Consider the following 14204-nt stretch of genomic DNA (forward strand, 5'->3'; position numbering starts at 1 on the left):
GGGCGCCCGGAGCAGGTCAGGGCCGGTCGCCCTGGCCGTCGGTGTGCGGCACCCGCCCGGTCGGGATCACTCCGAGCCGACCGGCCTGGAAGTCCTCGACCGCCTGGATCAGCTCGGCGCGGGTGTTCATCACGAACGGGCCGTAGTGCGCCACCGGCTCGCGGATCGGCCGGCCGCCCATCAGGTACAGCTCCAGCGCCGGGGCGTTGGAGTCCTGCGTCCGGTCGGCGGTGATCCGCAGCGCCTCACCGGGCCCGTGCACGGCGAGCTGGCCGAGGTGGATCGGCCGCCGGTCGGTGCCGACGGTGCCACGACCGGCCAGGACGTACACCAGCGCGTTGAAGTCCGACCGCCACGGCAGGCTCAGCTCGGCACCGGGCTGCAACGTGACGTGCGCGATGGTGATCGGCGTGTGCGTCGAGCCCGGACCCTGGTGCCCGGCCACCTCGCCGGCGATGACCCGGATCAGGCCGCCACCGTCGGGCGTGGTCAGCAGCGCCGACTCCCGGCCGCGGATGTCCTGGTAGCGGGGCGCGCTCATCTTGGCGACGCTGGGCAGGTTGACCCAGAGCTGCAGGCCGTGGAACAGCCCGCCGCTCGTCACCAGGTGCTCCGGCGGCGCCTCGATGTGGAGCAGGCCACTGCCGGCCGTCATCCACTGGGTGTCGCCGTCGGTGATGGTGCCGCCGCCCCCGGTCGAGTCCTGGTGGTCCATGATCCCGTCGATCATGTAGGTCACCGTCTCGAAGCCGCGGTGCGGGTGCCAGGAGGTGCCCTTCGGCTCGCCCGGCGCGTAGTCGACCTCGCCCATCTGGTCGAGGTGGATGAACGGGTCCAGCTCGGTCATCGGCACCCCGGCGAAAGCCCGGCGGACCGGGAAGCCTTCGCCCTCGTACCCGCTGGGGGCGGTGGTGACCCGGCGGACCGGGCGGTATTCGGTGGCCTCGCCGAGCTGCGGCAGGCGGGGCAGGACGAGGACGTCGTCGACGGTGATCGCGGGCATCGCGGGGCTCCCTACTTGTCGGCCGGGGTGGACGACGCGGTGTGGTCGGCGCGCAGGCGCCGGCCGAGCCGCTCGAAGACCCGGGTGAGGCAGGCGACCTCGGCGTCGTCGAGGTCGTCGATCAGGTGGGCGCGGACGGAGCGCAGGTGGTGCGGCGCGGCCTCGCGCAGGGCGAGCAGGCCGGCCGCGGTGAGCACGGCCTCGCTGCCGCGCCGGTCCGCCGGACAGGCCTCCTTTGCCACCAGGCCGCGCTTGCGCATCGTGGTGATCTGGTAGGTCAGCCGGCTCGGCGAGAACACCAGCCGGTCGGCCAGCTCACCCATGCGTCTCCGCTGGCCGGGTGCCTCGGAGAGCAGGACCAGCACGTGGTAGTCGGCGAAGCTCAGGTCGCTGTCGGCGCGCAGGTCGTCCTCGATCCGGGTGAACAGCCGCTGGCTCGACTCGATGTACGCGCGCCAGCAGGCCGTCCGCTCGGCGTTCAGGCTCTCCGTCACGACTCCGAGAGTAGCACTAGTTAAAATCTAAACAAGTGCTCCTGGCGCGTGCGGAAGGCCAGGCTCGGTCGACTCTTCGAAAATTGAACGGGTGGCTCGGCTAGGGTCTGGGGATGGACGATCTCGACCTGCTCGACTGGCGGGAGCGGGTGGCCCGGCTCTACCTGTCCGACCTCGACCTGACCGGGTTCCGGGCCGCGCGCGACGAGCTGTTCCGCACCCACCCCAGCAGCCCGGTGCCGCCCGCCGACCGGCCCGGCTTCACCGGACTGCGCTGGTACCCGCCCGACCCGTCGGCGGTGGTGGAGGCGCCGTTGCGCCAGGCCTCCGGCGAGCTGCGCATCGACACCGGCGGCCCGGACGGGGTGGTCGCGTACCGGCGGGTGGCGGTCGCCGAGACGCCGTGGGGGCCGCTGACGCTCTGGTGGATCGAGGCGTACGGGGGCGGACTGTTCCTGCCGCTGCGCGACGGCACCTGCGGCGACGGATCGTACGGCGGCGGCCGGTACCTCACCGACACGGTCAAGGGCACGTTCGGCCGCGGCCTGACCGTGCTGCCCGGCGGCCGGGTCCGCCTGGACGCCAACTACCTCTACAACCCCAGTTGCGCCTACGACGACAGGTGGGCCTGCCCGCTGGCCCCGCCGGAGAACCGGGTGGACGTGCCGCTGCGGGCCGGGGAACAGGCGTACCACTGACGCGAGGGAGGCCCCGGCGGGGCCTCCCTCGCGTCGCGTACCGCCGGTCAGCGGGCGGTGGCGCCGGTCGGTGTCAGGTGCATCCGGCTGAGCATCTGCTGGGCCTGACCGGCCAGCTCCGCGTCCACGGTCACCGCGTACTGGGCGGCCCGCAGCGAACTGGCCGACGTGAAGTCACGTTGCCCACCGGTCATCGCGTGCGCGACCGCGCCGAACACCGCACCCCAGATCGCACCGATCACCAGCCCGACCAGGATCACCGCCAGCCAGTTCCCGGCGGTGAAGATGCCGAACAGCAACCCGATGAACAAACCGAACCAGGCGCCGGTGCCGGCCCCGAGCAGGGCCGCCCGGCCCGTGGTGAGCCGTCCCATCACGGTCTCCACGAGCGTGAGGTCCGTACCGACGATCGAGGTACGTTCCACCGGGAACCGGTTGTCCGCCAGATAGTCCACCACGCGCTGGGCGGACGGATAGTCCGGGTACGAGCCGATCGTGACGGTCGGCGATCCGGCGTGCGGGCCGTGCCCGTCCCCGCTCGGCGGGGTCGGGCGACCGCCCGGGCCGGACGGGAGGTTGTCGCTGCCCGGCATTCCGGGTTGCCAGGCCGCGGTCGGAGTCGAGGGTCTGGTCATGAGCATCCTCCTTCGTCAACTCGCCGCGTTCCCGCCGCCGGGCAGCGGTAACGCGCCGACCGGGACCGATTGTGGCGAGGCATGGCGGCACCCGGGCCGGGTAGGCACTGTCGTGCCGACCCGACGGATCAGCGAGCACGGGTTCCTCGCCGACGGGCGCAGCGCGGCCCTGGTCGACACCGACGGCGCGGTCAACTGGTGGTGCCCGCCCCGGTTCGACGCGCCGTCGGTGTTCGGGCGCCTGCTCGACGAGGATGCCGGGTACTGGAAAATCCGCCCCGAGGGCGCGGCCACCAGTAGCCGGTCCTACCTGGACGACTCGCTGGTGCTGCGTACCGTCTTCACCACGGCGACCGGCGCGGTCGCCGTCACCGACGCGCTGGCGCTGGAGCCCGGCGCGCGCGGCCACGAGATCGGCAAGCGCTCGCCCCGGGTGCTCGCCCGCCTGGTCGAAGGGCTCACCGGTGAGGTGCCGATGCGCGTGGACTACGTGCCGCGTTTCGAGTACGGCCGGGTCGGCGCCTACCTGTCCGAACGCGACGGTGTGGTGGCCGCCGCCGCCGGCGCCCACCGGCTGGAGCTGCGCGCCGACGTTCCGCTGACCCTCGTCGAGGGGGCCGCCGCCGGACGGTTCACCGCCCGCGCGGGCAGCGCCCACCGCTTCACCCTCGGGTACGCCCCGGCGTACACCGGCGCCGCCCCGGCGCTGCCGGACGCCGCCGAGGTGGTGGCCGAGACGGTCGCCGGGTGGCGGTCGTGGTCGGCGCTGCACGACTACCAGGGCGAGTACCGCGACGAGGTGCGGCGCAGCGCGCTCGCGGTGCAGGGCATGACGTACGCACCCAGCGGCGCCGTCGTCGCGGCGGCCACCACCTCGGTGCCGGAGCGGCTCGGCGGCGACCGCAACTACGACTACCGCTACGTGTGGCTGCGCGACTTCAGCCTCACCCTCCAGGCGCTGTGGCGGGCCGCCTGCCCGGACGAGGCGGACCGGCAGTTCACCTGGGTGGCGCGGGCGATGGGCCGGATCGGCGACGAGCCGGTGCCGGTCATGTACGGCGTCGAGGGGGAGCGGGACCTCACCGAGCACGACCTCGACCACCTGGCCGGGTACGAGCACAGCCGCCCGGTGCTCGTCGGCAACGACGCCTGGCGGCAGCGGCAGAACGACGTTCTGGGCGAGGTGCTCGACGCCGCCTGGCTGATGCGCTACTACCTCGACCCCATGTCGCCCGAGGTCCGCGATCTGCTGCGCACGCTCGCCGACCAGGCCGGGCGCGGCTGGCGTCGGCCCGACGCGGGGATGTGGGAGGGGCGTGGCCCGGAGCGGCACTACGTGTCGTCGAAGGTGCAGTGCTGGACCGCGCTGGACCGGGCCGTCCGGTTCGGCACCCGCATCGGCGAGCCCGCCGACGTGGCGCGCTGGGCCGCCGCGCGCGACGAGGTACGCGCGGCGGTGCTCACCCGTGGCTGGAACGAGCGGGTCGGCGCGTACACCGGGGCGTTCGACTCCGACGACCTGGACGCCTCGGTGCTGGTCATGCCGCTGGTCGGTTTCCTGCCGGCGGGCGATCCGCGGATGCGCGCCACGATGGACGTGCTGGAGCGGCGGCTGTCCCGCGACGGGCTGCTCCTCCGCTTCGACGGCGACCCGGCCGGGTTCGTGATCTGCTCGTTCTGGCTGGTCGCCTGCCTGGCTGAGGCGGGGGAGCTGGACCGGGCCCGGCGGCTGTTCGAACGCCTGGCCGCCCGCACCAACGACCTCGGCCTGTACACCGAGCAGATCGACCCGGTCACCGGCGAGCAGGTCGGCAACTTCCCGCAGGCGTACTCACACATCGGTCTGATCACCGCCGCCGGCCGCATAACGGACGCCGCCGCCCGCGCTCCCGCCCCCCAGTCCGCCGCCTCCTCGCGTCGATCATGAGGTTGACGGCGAAGTCGATCTCCCTGGGTGCCGTCAACATCATGATCGTCTCGGGAAGGGAGCGGGTGGGGGAGGATGAGGGGGTGGAACTCGTGATCATGGCGGACACCCATGTGCCGAAGCGGGCGCGGGATCTTCCGGCGCCGCTCTGGGCGGCGGTGGAGGCCGCGGACGTGGTGGTGCACGCCGGGGACTGGGTGGACGTGGCGCTGCTGGACGCGCTGGAGACGCGGTCGCGCCGGCTGATCGCCGTGTACGGCAACAACGACGGCCCGGCGCTGCGCGCCCGGCTGCCCGAGGTGGCCCGGGCCGAGCTGGACGGCCTGCGCGTCGCCGTGGTGCACGAGACCGGCCCGAAGACCCGCCGCGAGGAGCGTTGCGCCGCCGCGTACGGCGACCGCGACCTGCTCGTCTTCGGGCACTCGCACATCCCCTGGGACACCGTCGCCCCGGGCGGCCTGCGCCTGCTCAACCCCGGTTCACCCACCGACCGGCGGGCGCAGCCGTACGCGACCTACCTGACCGCCCGGGTGGCGGCGGGGCGGCTCGACCGGGTCGAGCTGCACCGCCTGCCCCCGCGCTGACCTCAGCGGCCCCGGCCGGTCTCCGCCTGGAGCTCGTCGATCCGCCGGGACGCCTCGGCCTTGGTCAGGTCCTCCGGCACCGGCTCGCCCGCCTCCTGGGCCAGAGTGTGCAGGTACGACTCCTGGGCGGCGGTGGGCGGCTCGTCGCCGGTGACCCAGTCGTCCGGATCCTTGACGGCGGCGTCCGGGTTCACGTTCCTGCCGTTGGTGCTGGCGCGGTCGGCCATGCTGATCACCTCTCCTCGAACAGGTGTACCACTACCCCCGGCCCGGCGGGTTCATGCCGCCCGCCGCCTACGATCACCTGGTGACGGCGGAGCGGGCGGGCGTGGTGGTGGTCGGTGCGGGCATCGCCGGGGTGGCGTGCGCGACCGAGTTGGCGCGGGCCGGTGTCCCGGTACGGCTGCGCGAACGGGCCCGGGTCACCGGCGGGCGGATGGCCAGCAAGCGCTTCGACGGCCGCCCGGCCGACCTGGGCGCCGCGTACCTCACCGTGGACGACCCGGACTTCGCCGCCGTGGTGCAGCGGTGGCGGGCCGCCGGACTGGCACGGGAGTGGACCGACACGCTCGTCGCGTACGGGCCGGGCGGCCGAAGGCAGGTCAGCGGGCCGATGCGCTGGGCCGCCCCGCGCGGGCTGCGCTCGCTCGTCGAACACCTGGCCGAGGGCCTGCCGGTGACGCACGACCGCCTGGTGATGACGGTCGAGCCCGGCCCTCGCGTGGACGGCACCGAGGCCGAGGCGGTCGTGCTCGCCATGCCCGGCCCGCAGGCCGCGCTGCTGCTGGACCCGGCGCTGGCCGAGGCGACCCGGGCGGCGGCCGCGCAGCGCTGGTCGTCGGCGCTGACCGGGGTGCTGCACTTCCCGGCCCGCCGCTGGGCGGACTTCCATGGCGCGTTCGTCAACGGCCACCCCGTACTCAGCCTGGTCTGCGACGACGGTGATCGCCGCGGCGACGGCGCGCCGGTGCTCGTCGCGCACACCACCGCCGAGTTCGCCGCCGGGCACCTGCGCCAGCCCACCGCCGCCCGTGCGGCGATCGAGCAGGCGGTCCGCGACCTGCTCGGACTGCCCGAGCCGGCGGTGTCGACGCACGTGCACCGCTGGACGTACGCGACCCCGGCGGCGCACGCCGGGGAGGCGACGTTCCACCTGGACGACGACGGGATCGGCCTGGCCGGTGACGCGTTCGGTCGCCCCCGCGTGCAGACCGCCTGGCGCTCCGGCCGGGACCTGGGCCGCGCGCTCGCCGCCCGGCTGGGCTGACTGCCGCCGCCCCGGACGCTCAGCCGGTGGCGCCCACCGGCGCAGCCGCAGACCCGGCAGGCGCGTCCTTGCCGCTGGTGCGTTCGCCCTCCCGGTCCAGCAACTGCATGACCGGTGTGGCGGCGATGCCGTGCGCCACCACCGACACCACCACCACGAGACCGACCATGGCCCAGACCAGATCCGCCTGCGGGAAGTCGGTCTTGCTGGTGGCGTACGCCAGGTAGTAGAACGAGCCGACGCCGCGGATGCCGAACAGCGAGATCACCAAGTGCTCGGCCGGCTTGCCCGGCGCCCCGCGCAGCGACAGCCACCCGGCCAGCGGCCGGATCACCAGCACCAGGGCCAGCCCGACCAGCGCCGCCGGCCAGGTCAGCGGCGCGAGCAGCCCGCCGATCACGGCGCCACCGAACAGCAGCAGCAACAGCACCGTGAGCAGCCGCTCCACCTGCTCGGCGAAGTCGTGCAGCACGGAGTGGAACTCGTGCGTACGCTCGGCGGCCCGGATCGCGCGGGCGGCCACGAACACGGCCAGGAAGCCGTACCCGCCGATCACCTCGACCAGCCCGTACGCGAGGAACGTCGCGGCCAGCGCGAGGAAGCCCTCGGAGTGCCGGGCCAGCCGCAGCTCGCTCGGGGCGCGGAAGAACAGCTTGCCGAGCAGCCACCCGACGAGCAGTCCGCCGCCCACCCCGGCGCCGAGCTTGTAGACCACGTCCACGGCGAGCCACTCGGCCAGCCAGCCGGACGGGGCGAGCCCGGTGGTGGCGATCGCGATGGCCGCGTACACGAACGGGAAGGCGAGCCCGTCGTTGAGGCCCGCCTCCGAGGTGAGCGCGAAGCGCACCTCGTCCTCCGAGTCCTCGACATCGGTCGGTTCGCCCACCTGCACGTCGGAGGCGAGCACCGGGTCGGTGGGCGCGAGCGCCGCGCCGAGCAGCAGCGCCGCGGCCGGCACCAGGCCGGCCCACCACCAACCGAGCAGCGCCACCGCGGCGATGCACAGCGGCATGGCGATCGCCAGCAGCCGCCAGGTCGACGACCAGCGGGCCCAGCTCAACGGACGGTCGATCTTCAGGCCGGCACCCATCAACGCGACGATCACCCCGACCTCGGTGAGGTGGGTGGTCAGTTCCGGCCAGCGCAGCGGGTCCGGCGTCGGCAGGCCGGTGGGCAGCACGAACACGAGCATGCCGAGCCCGAGGAACGCGATCGGCATGGACAGCGGCCGTCGCTCCAGCACCCGGGGCAGCACCCCGGCCAGCAGCGCACCGACGCCCAGCAGAGCGAACGCGACATCGACCGGTTCCACGACACCACCCTTCCGTCGCCCGTCGGCCGGGCGGTGGAGTCCAGCAGTGCCCCGAAGCGGGCCCGGCTAAGCCTGCGCGTGCCAGCCGGTTGTGCAACCGGTCAACCGAGTGCGGCGATGGCGCTGTCCGGCAGGGCGTTCAGCAGCTCCGCCGGGTCGTCGTAGACGGCCACCGCGCCCGCGCCGGCCAGTTCCGCGCGGCCGGTGCCGCCGCAGGTCAGGCCGATGCAGGGGATGTCCAGCTTGCCGGCGGCGGCGACGTCCCAGACCGAGTCGCCGACGAACACCACCCGCTCGGCGGCCAGCCCCGACTGGTCCAGTGCGGCGACCAGGATGTCCGGCGCCGGCTTGCTCTCCTGCGCGTCGGCCGACGAGGTGACCGAGTCGATCACGTCGTCCGCGTCCAGCGCGGCCCGCAGCGCGGTCACCTCGTGCTCGGCCGCCGAGGTAGCCAGCACCACCCGCAGCCCGCGCTCGGCGCAGGCGCCCAACAGTTCCCGGGCCCCGGGCAGCGGCGCCAGCCGTTCCCAGTACTCGGCGTAGAGCGCGTCGTGCGCGTCGCGCAGCCGGCCGTCGGCGTCCCGGTCCCGCTCCGCGCCGAGCAGATGGTCGAGCAGCTTGTCCGAGCCCATGCCGATGGATCTGTGGATCCGCGCCATCGGCACCCGGTGGTCGGCCTGGCGCAGCGCCTCCCACCAGCTCACCGTGTGCAGATACGTGGTGTCGACCAGGGTGCCGTCCACGTCGAAGAGGACACCGCGTCGCTTGTCGTCGGCCATGCCCGGCTCCTACCCGTCCCGGGCGTCGCCGACGCGCGACCGGCCCGCCGGAATGAGGATCTCGAACCAGACCGTCGAGCCGCGTACGGTCGGATCGGTGCCCCAGGCGTCGCTCAGCTCCTCGATCAGGCCGAGCCCGCGGCCCCGGCTGCTGAGCGTGTCGGTCTGCGCCCGGGTGACCTGACCCCGGGTGCCCGAGTCGGCCACCGACACCAGCAGCCGCTCCGCGGACAGGTCGACCTCGACCCGGGCGGCGGTCCCGGCGTGCAGCAGCGCGTTCGTGGTCAGCTCGCTGGTGCACAACACCGCCGCGCCGATCACCGCCTCGGGCACCTGCCACTCGCCGAGCTGTGCGGTCATCCAGTGCCGGACCCGGCTCGGCGCGGTCGGCTCGGCCGGCACCTCCATGCTCGCCGACCGGCTGGGCCGCACCGCGTACTCCACCGCCAGCACCGCCACGTCGTCCTCGGTGGCGCCCGGCACCGACGCGGTCGCCACCGCGCACAGCGCGCGCGGATCGCCGCCGGCCGCCCCGCTCACCGCCGCGCCCAGCCCGGCCATCCCGGCGGCCAGGTCCTGCCAGCGCCGCTCCACCACGCCGTCGCTGTAGAGCAGCAGGGTGTCGCCCGGACGGAACGGCACAGCGGCGGTACGCGCCCGCCCGCCCAGGCCCAGCGGAGGGGCGGGCGGCACGTCGACGAACTCGGCCACCGCCGCGCCGGGTCCGGAGCGCCGGATCAGCGGCGCGGGATGCCCGGCACTGGCCAGCGTGATCAGCTCCCGGTCCGCCTCTACCACGCCGAAGATCACTGTCACGAACAGCTCCTGGGTGCCGCCCTCGACGCCGAGGCTGCTGACCAGCCGGTCCAGGCCGTCGAGCACCGCGTCCGGGCGGGGGTCGACCAGGGCGAGCGCGCGCAGCGCCGCGCGTACCTGGCCCATCCGGGCGGCGGCCTGCACGTCGTGCCCCGCCACGTCGCCCAGCACCACGCCCAGCGCGCCGGTGGGCAGCAGGAACGCGTCGTAGAAGTCACCGCCGGCGGCGTTGCCGTCCACGCCCGGGTCGTAGCGGGCGGCGATCCGCAGCCGGGGCAGGTCCGGCAGCCGCTCCGGCAGCATGCTGCGTTGCAGCATCTGGGCGGTGCCGTGCTGGGTCTCGAAGCGGCGGGCCCGCTCGGCGGCCTGGCCGACCAGCTCCGCGGACGCGGTCAGCAGCGCCCGTTCGGCAGGGGACCAGGGGCGCGGTGCCCGGTAGCCCACCGTCAGCGAACCCCGGACCACTGTGGTCCGCAGCGGCAGGGCGGCCAGCGCGCGGATCTTCTCGTCGTGCCGGTCCACCGCGACGCCGCGCAGCGGCTGTCCGTCGGCGGTGAACGAGGCCACGCCACTGCGGGCGGACACCACCGCCGGCAGCGCCGTGTCGGCGGACATCCGCCGCCACAGCGGCGGCAACCGCTCGTCGGCCTCGTCGAGCAGTTCGCCGCGGATGCGGCGGACCAGCCGCCACGCGCTGCCCTCGTCCACCGCGAAGGACACCCGGTCGGCGTCGAAGGAGTGCAGGCAGTAGCGCAGCGTCACCCGTGCCACGTCGTCGAGCGTGAGCGTGCCGGCCAGCGCCGCCGCGAAGTCGCTCAGGCTCTGCAACTGCTGGGTGAGCTGGGTGGTCTGCGCCGAGACGGTGAGCACGCCGACGATGCGGCCGGTGGAGTCGCGGACCGGGCAGTGGCCCCGGGTGAACACGGCCGGCTCGGCCGGGCCCTGCCGGTCGGCCGGCAGCACCGCCTCCCGCTGCAGGAACGGCTCGCCGTGCCGGTAGACCCGCTCCAGCGCCTCGCCGGCGCCCGGGTCGCGCCACACCTCGGCGAACGCCTCGGCCGCCGGCCGGCCGAGCGCGTCCGGGTGCCGCTCGCCGATCAGTTCGGCGTACCCGTCGTTGTAGAAGACCACCAGGTCGTCGCCGAGGAGCAGGGCCATCGGCACGGGGGAGGCGAGCACGACGTCGGTCACGGCGCGTACCGCGGGATCCCACGTGTGCGGGGCGCCCAGCGGCGTGCCGGCCCAGGGGTGGGCGGCCCCGGCCGCCTGCCCGCCGACGACGGGATCGGTGGGCGCTCCCGGTGCGGGGGCGGACGGTGTGGGAACCCGACCGACGGTGCCTGGCATGACCGCAGCCTAACCGGAGCGTGGCCGGCTGGTTCCGATCATGCGTCCGTGGCGGGTGCGGCTGTCCTGCGGAGCGGACGTTCGGGCAGGTCAGGGCCGGTTCGGCGGGCCTTGTCGGGAAATTGCCCCGGTCCGGCCCGGCGTGCTGCCCAGGCCACCGGGTATGCGGGCGGCGCAGTTCACGCGACAGGAGGGACATCATGCCGAAAACCCTCGCGGTCGGACAGGTCGACATCAGTGCGGCCTGGACCGACTTCTGGAGGTCGGTGCTGCTCTTCGTACCGCGGGCGATCGCGTTCATCGCGATCCTCGTCGTGGGTTGGCTCATCGCCCGAGCCGTCCTCAAAATCGTGGACGCGGCACTGGAACGGGTCGGGTTCGACCGCGCCGTCGAACGCGGCGGCGTCAAACGGGCCCTGGAACGCACCAAGTACGACGCCAGCGACATCCTGGCCAAACTGGCCTACTACGCGGTCCTGCTGTTCACCCTGCAGTTCGCCTTCGGGGTGTGGGGGCCCAACGCGATCAGCGACCTGATCCGCGGGGTGGTGTCCTGGCTGCCGCGGGCCTTCGTGGCGATCGTGATCGTGGTGATCGCGGCCGCCATCGCCAACGCCGTCCGGGACCTGGTCTCCGGCGCGCTCGGCGGGCTCTCGTACGGCCGGGTGCTGGCCGACGTGACGGCGGTCTTCATCCTGGCGCTCGGCGTCATCGCCGCGCTGAACCAGGTGGGCATCGCCACCACGGTGACCACACCGGTGCTGGTGGCGTTCCTCGCCACCGTGGCCGGCATCCTGATCGTCGGTGTCGGTGGTGGTCTGATCAAGCCGATGCAGGACCGCTGGGACGGCTGGCTGCACCGGGCCGCGGAGGAGTCCCGGGCGTTCCGGGAGCAGCGGCAGGCGCAGCAGGCCGGCCGGGGCGACTACGAACGCCGGATGGCCGACCGGGGTGGGCAGCCGACGTCGGCGGCGCAGCAGCAGTCGTCCATGTCGGGCGCGGGCACGTACCGCTCCGGCGAGGCGGGCGACGAGACGCAGCAGTTCCGTCGGCCAAGCGGCTGACGGCAGCGGCTGACGGGGTGTCCGCGGGGCGATCGCGGACGCCCCGTAGCCGTGTCCGGCTCAGGCCAGGTGGCGCGGGTCCAGCCCGCGGACCAGCAGGCAGACCGCGAGCAGGCGGGTGAGCGTCCAGTCCGGCTCGGACCAGTCGACCGGCTCGGCCGGCGGCGTCCAGCCGTGCTCGGCCGCCGCCTCGCGCAGCCCTTCGGCGTACCCGGCGAGCGCCGCCACCGTGAGCGGGCGGCGGTCGCCGTGGAGGCTGTCGCGTACCCCGGCGGCGTGCTGGTCGACCTCGGCGAGCAGCCCGGGGTTCGCGTGGGCCGCGGCGAGGCCGGCGGTGCCGACGGCAGCGGTCAGCGTGGTGAGGGTCGTCCGCGCGGCCACCGCCGCGGAGCGGGTCGCGACCCGGTTGTTCGGCACGCGCATGGTGTCCGAGGCTAGCGCCGGGAGCGGCGGGCCGGTCTCGGCCGAGTGGCGGATGCCCGGGTCGTCCGGGGGAGGTCCGGCCTCGTCCGCCGGGATTGAGTCGCCCGTGCGGGGGCAGAAGTCCGGCAAGCAGACCACGCGACCAGGCCACGGAGGGACACGATGGGACAGCGGGCCGACGAACCGGACGGGGCGCACCGGCGCCCGGCGGGGGTGAGCGACGCCACGGTCGAGGCGCTCGGCAAGCTCAGCGAGGCCCTGGAGTGCGTCGAGCGGGCCCGCGGCCACCTGTACGAGCTGCACCAGCTCATCGGCCACGCCGACCTGATGCTCGACGACGCGGTGGAGATGTTCCGCGCCGCCGGTCATCCAGGGCTCGCCGAGCGGATCGACCGGGACCTGCTCGGCCGCAACGTCATCGCCGGGCGGTGGACGTTCCAGATCGTCGAGGACTTCGACGACGGGTACTACGCGCTCTTCCGGGAGCTGGACCGGCAGGCCCGCGACGAGCTGGTCGAGGGCCGGCGGCACCTCTACGAGGCGGAGATGAAGGAGCGCCGCCGCAGCCGGGGGGTGCCGGGGCACGAGGCGCGCCCCGGCACGAGCTGAATCAGTCGGAGGAGCGTGCCTCGGCCGGGCGACGGCGGGCGCCGTCGTCGGCGATGATCACGGTCGCGACCATCAGCGCCACCACCAGGCTGAACAGCCAGGAGCTGTCCTCGGTGAACCGGGCGGAGACCGGAGCCTGGATCGCGGCGAGCAGGAAGCCCAGCCAGGCGAGCTTGCGCTGACGGTTGGAGAGGAAACCGGAGCCCTGTTGCATCCCGAAAGTCTTGCGCGCGTCGGGGGGAGTGCCGTCAGCCGTTCGGCCGATTCTAGATGGGCTGTCCGTTTTCCCGGCCGTCCGTACCGCGCTTCTTGTCGTTTCGGCCGAGCATGAAGCCGGCGGCTGCGGGCACTGGCACCGATGCCCGCAGCCACCGGCATCACATGCTGTCCGGGCCGGTCCGCCCGATCGTCGACGGCCGGTAGGCCCGGTCCGCATCGGTCATCTCACGCCGCTCGGCCTCCGGGCCGGCGCCCCGGTCCACCGCCTCCGGGCCGTGGCCGAACGCGGCCTCCTGGCCGGCGTCGTTGGCGGTGACGTCGTCGCCCTGGCCGTCCGTGGCCGACCGGGCGACGGCCTGGTCCAGCTCGTGCAGGGGAGTACGGTCCTCGTCGCGCCACACGTGGCGGTCGTTGTCGGTCATTCCCCTGCGGTACCCGGACGGGATGATCGCAAACGGCCGGACCCGGCGATGGCCGCCGGGGAACCGGCGGCCATCGGGACTCGGGTACGGGGGGACGGGTCAGGGGGTCGGCCGGTCGACCGAGCCGCGCCAGGCGCCGGTCTCCTGACCGCGCCGTTCGATGAACTGCTTGAACCGCTCCAGGTCGCCCTTGGCGCGCCGGTCGACCACGCCCAGCTTGTCGCCGGCCTGCTCGACCACGCCGTGCGGCTCGAACTCCATCTGGAGCGTGACCCGGGTGTGCCCCTCGTCGAGGCGGTGGAAGGTCACCACGCCCGCCTGCTGGGTGCCCCCGGTGGAGCGCCACGCCACCCGCTCGTCCGGCAACTGCTCGGTGATCTCGGCGTCGAACTCGCGCTTCACGCCCGCGATCTCGACGGTCCAGTGGGTCATCCTGTCCGAGAGCTGCCGGACTTCCTGCACACCCTCCATGAAGTGCGGGAACTCCTCGAACTGGGTCCACTGGTCGTACGCGGTCCGGATCGGTACGTCAACGTCCACGTGCTCGGTAACGCCGCTCATGTCGGGGTTCCTCCTCTTCCGCCGGTCTGTCTCGTGCGGGCCGT

At 74.0% G+C, this 14204-nt stretch carries 17 protein-coding genes; 6 read left to right on the forward strand and 11 right to left on the reverse strand.

Annotated elements, in window-relative coordinates:
• Positions 1–16: 16 nt before the first annotated feature.
• Together GA0070215_RS20250 and GA0070215_RS20255 are read right to left on the reverse strand one after the other, a co-directional pair.
• A complete protein-coding gene (locus GA0070215_RS20250) occupies positions 17–1003 on the reverse strand; it encodes a pirin family protein (RefSeq protein WP_018784950.1) in 987 nt (328 codons plus the stop codon).
• A gap of 11 nt (positions 1004–1014) precedes the next feature.
• Complete coding sequence (locus tag GA0070215_RS20255; RefSeq protein ID WP_018784951.1) at positions 1015–1497, reverse strand: MarR family winged helix-turn-helix transcriptional regulator; 483 nt, start codon at positions 1495–1497, stop codon at positions 1015–1017.
• A gap of 113 nt (positions 1498–1610) precedes the next feature.
• Here GA0070215_RS20255 and GA0070215_RS20260 point away from each other — a divergent pair, with 113 nt between their 5' ends.
• A complete protein-coding gene (locus GA0070215_RS20260) occupies positions 1611–2195 on the forward strand; it encodes a DUF1684 domain-containing protein (RefSeq protein WP_091048593.1) in 585 nt (194 codons plus the stop codon).
• Between the two features lie 47 nt (positions 2196–2242).
• On the opposite strand, the gene GA0070215_RS20265 is transcribed toward GA0070215_RS20260, so the two are convergent.
• Positions 2243–2830 (reverse strand): general stress protein, encoded by a 588-nt coding sequence (locus tag GA0070215_RS20265; protein ID WP_026267772.1) that lies wholly within the window; start codon positions 2828–2830, stop codon positions 2243–2245.
• A 112-nt stretch (positions 2831–2942) separates the two neighbouring features.
• Between GA0070215_RS20265 and GA0070215_RS20270 the strand changes: the two genes are divergently transcribed.
• Together GA0070215_RS20270 and GA0070215_RS20275 are read left to right on the forward strand one after the other, a co-directional pair.
• Positions 2943–4757: a glycoside hydrolase family 15 protein gene (locus tag GA0070215_RS20270; protein ID WP_091048596.1), complete on the forward strand. Its 1815-nt coding sequence runs from the start codon at positions 2943–2945 to the stop codon at positions 4755–4757.
• 83 nt (positions 4758–4840) lie between these two features.
• Complete coding sequence (locus GA0070215_RS20275) at positions 4841–5341, forward strand: metallophosphoesterase family protein (protein WP_018784955.1); 501 nt, start codon at positions 4841–4843, stop codon at positions 5339–5341.
• 2 nt (positions 5342–5343) lie between these two features.
• Here the strand turns inward: GA0070215_RS20275 and GA0070215_RS20280 are convergent, their stop codons facing one another.
• On the reverse strand, positions 5344–5568 hold the full coding sequence (locus GA0070215_RS20280) for a DUF3072 domain-containing protein (RefSeq protein ID WP_026267773.1): 225 nt from the start codon (positions 5566–5568) through the stop codon (positions 5344–5346).
• A gap of 101 nt (positions 5569–5669) precedes the next feature.
• On the opposite strand from GA0070215_RS20280, the gene GA0070215_RS20285 reads away from it, so the two are divergent.
• Positions 5670–6608 carry an NAD(P)/FAD-dependent oxidoreductase gene (locus GA0070215_RS20285; protein WP_208600388.1) on the forward strand — a complete coding sequence of 313 codons (939 nt, stop codon included), beginning with the start codon at positions 5670–5672 and terminating at the stop codon, positions 6606–6608.
• Positions 6609–6627: 19 nt separating this feature from the next.
• Here the strand turns inward: GA0070215_RS20285 and GA0070215_RS20290 are convergent, their stop codons facing one another.
• The 3 genes from GA0070215_RS20290 to GA0070215_RS20300 form a co-directional block, all read right to left on the reverse strand.
• Positions 6628–7920 carry a cation:proton antiporter gene (locus GA0070215_RS20290; RefSeq protein ID WP_091048601.1) on the reverse strand — a complete coding sequence of 431 codons (1293 nt, stop codon included), beginning with the start codon at positions 7918–7920 and terminating at the stop codon, positions 6628–6630.
• 101 nt (positions 7921–8021) lie between these two features.
• Positions 8022–8699 (reverse strand): HAD family hydrolase, encoded by a 678-nt coding sequence (locus GA0070215_RS20295; RefSeq protein WP_091048604.1) that lies wholly within the window; start codon positions 8697–8699, stop codon positions 8022–8024.
• 9 nt (positions 8700–8708) lie between these two features.
• Positions 8709–10862: an ATP-binding SpoIIE family protein phosphatase gene (locus GA0070215_RS20300; RefSeq protein ID WP_018784960.1), complete on the reverse strand. Its 2154-nt coding sequence runs from the start codon at positions 10860–10862 to the stop codon at positions 8709–8711.
• Positions 10863–11062: 200 nt separating this feature from the next.
• Here GA0070215_RS20300 and GA0070215_RS20305 point away from each other — a divergent pair, with 200 nt between their 5' ends.
• Positions 11063–11926: a mechanosensitive ion channel family protein gene (locus tag GA0070215_RS20305; RefSeq protein WP_091048607.1), complete on the forward strand. Its 864-nt coding sequence runs from the start codon at positions 11063–11065 to the stop codon at positions 11924–11926.
• A gap of 60 nt (positions 11927–11986) precedes the next feature.
• Here GA0070215_RS20305 and GA0070215_RS20310 read toward each other — a convergent pair whose 3' ends face one another.
• A complete protein-coding gene (locus GA0070215_RS20310; RefSeq protein WP_026267775.1) occupies positions 11987–12349 on the reverse strand; it encodes a DUF6401 family natural product biosynthesis protein in 363 nt (120 codons plus the stop codon).
• A gap of 162 nt (positions 12350–12511) precedes the next feature.
• On the opposite strand from GA0070215_RS20310, the gene GA0070215_RS20315 reads away from it, so the two are divergent.
• Complete coding sequence (locus GA0070215_RS20315) at positions 12512–12958, forward strand: hypothetical protein (protein ID WP_091048610.1); 447 nt, start codon at positions 12512–12514, stop codon at positions 12956–12958.
• 1 nt (position 12959) lies between these two features.
• On the opposite strand, the gene GA0070215_RS20320 is transcribed toward GA0070215_RS20315, so the two are convergent.
• From GA0070215_RS20320 to GA0070215_RS20330, 3 genes are all read right to left on the reverse strand, one after another.
• Complete coding sequence (locus GA0070215_RS20320; protein WP_018784964.1) at positions 12960–13172, reverse strand: hypothetical protein; 213 nt, start codon at positions 13170–13172, stop codon at positions 12960–12962.
• A gap of 163 nt (positions 13173–13335) precedes the next feature.
• Positions 13336–13599 (reverse strand): hypothetical protein, encoded by a 264-nt coding sequence (locus tag GA0070215_RS20325; RefSeq protein ID WP_091048613.1) that lies wholly within the window; start codon positions 13597–13599, stop codon positions 13336–13338.
• A 99-nt stretch (positions 13600–13698) separates the two neighbouring features.
• The gene (locus GA0070215_RS20330; protein ID WP_018784966.1) at positions 13699–14160 is read right to left on the reverse strand and encodes an SRPBCC family protein; all 462 of its coding nucleotides are present in this window, start codon (positions 14158–14160) and stop codon (positions 13699–13701) included.
• Positions 14161–14204 lie beyond the last annotated feature (44 nt).

It is taken from the genome of Micromonospora marina, assembly GCF_900091565.1.
GTDB lineage: Bacteria > Actinomycetota > Actinomycetes > Mycobacteriales > Micromonosporaceae > Micromonospora > Micromonospora marina.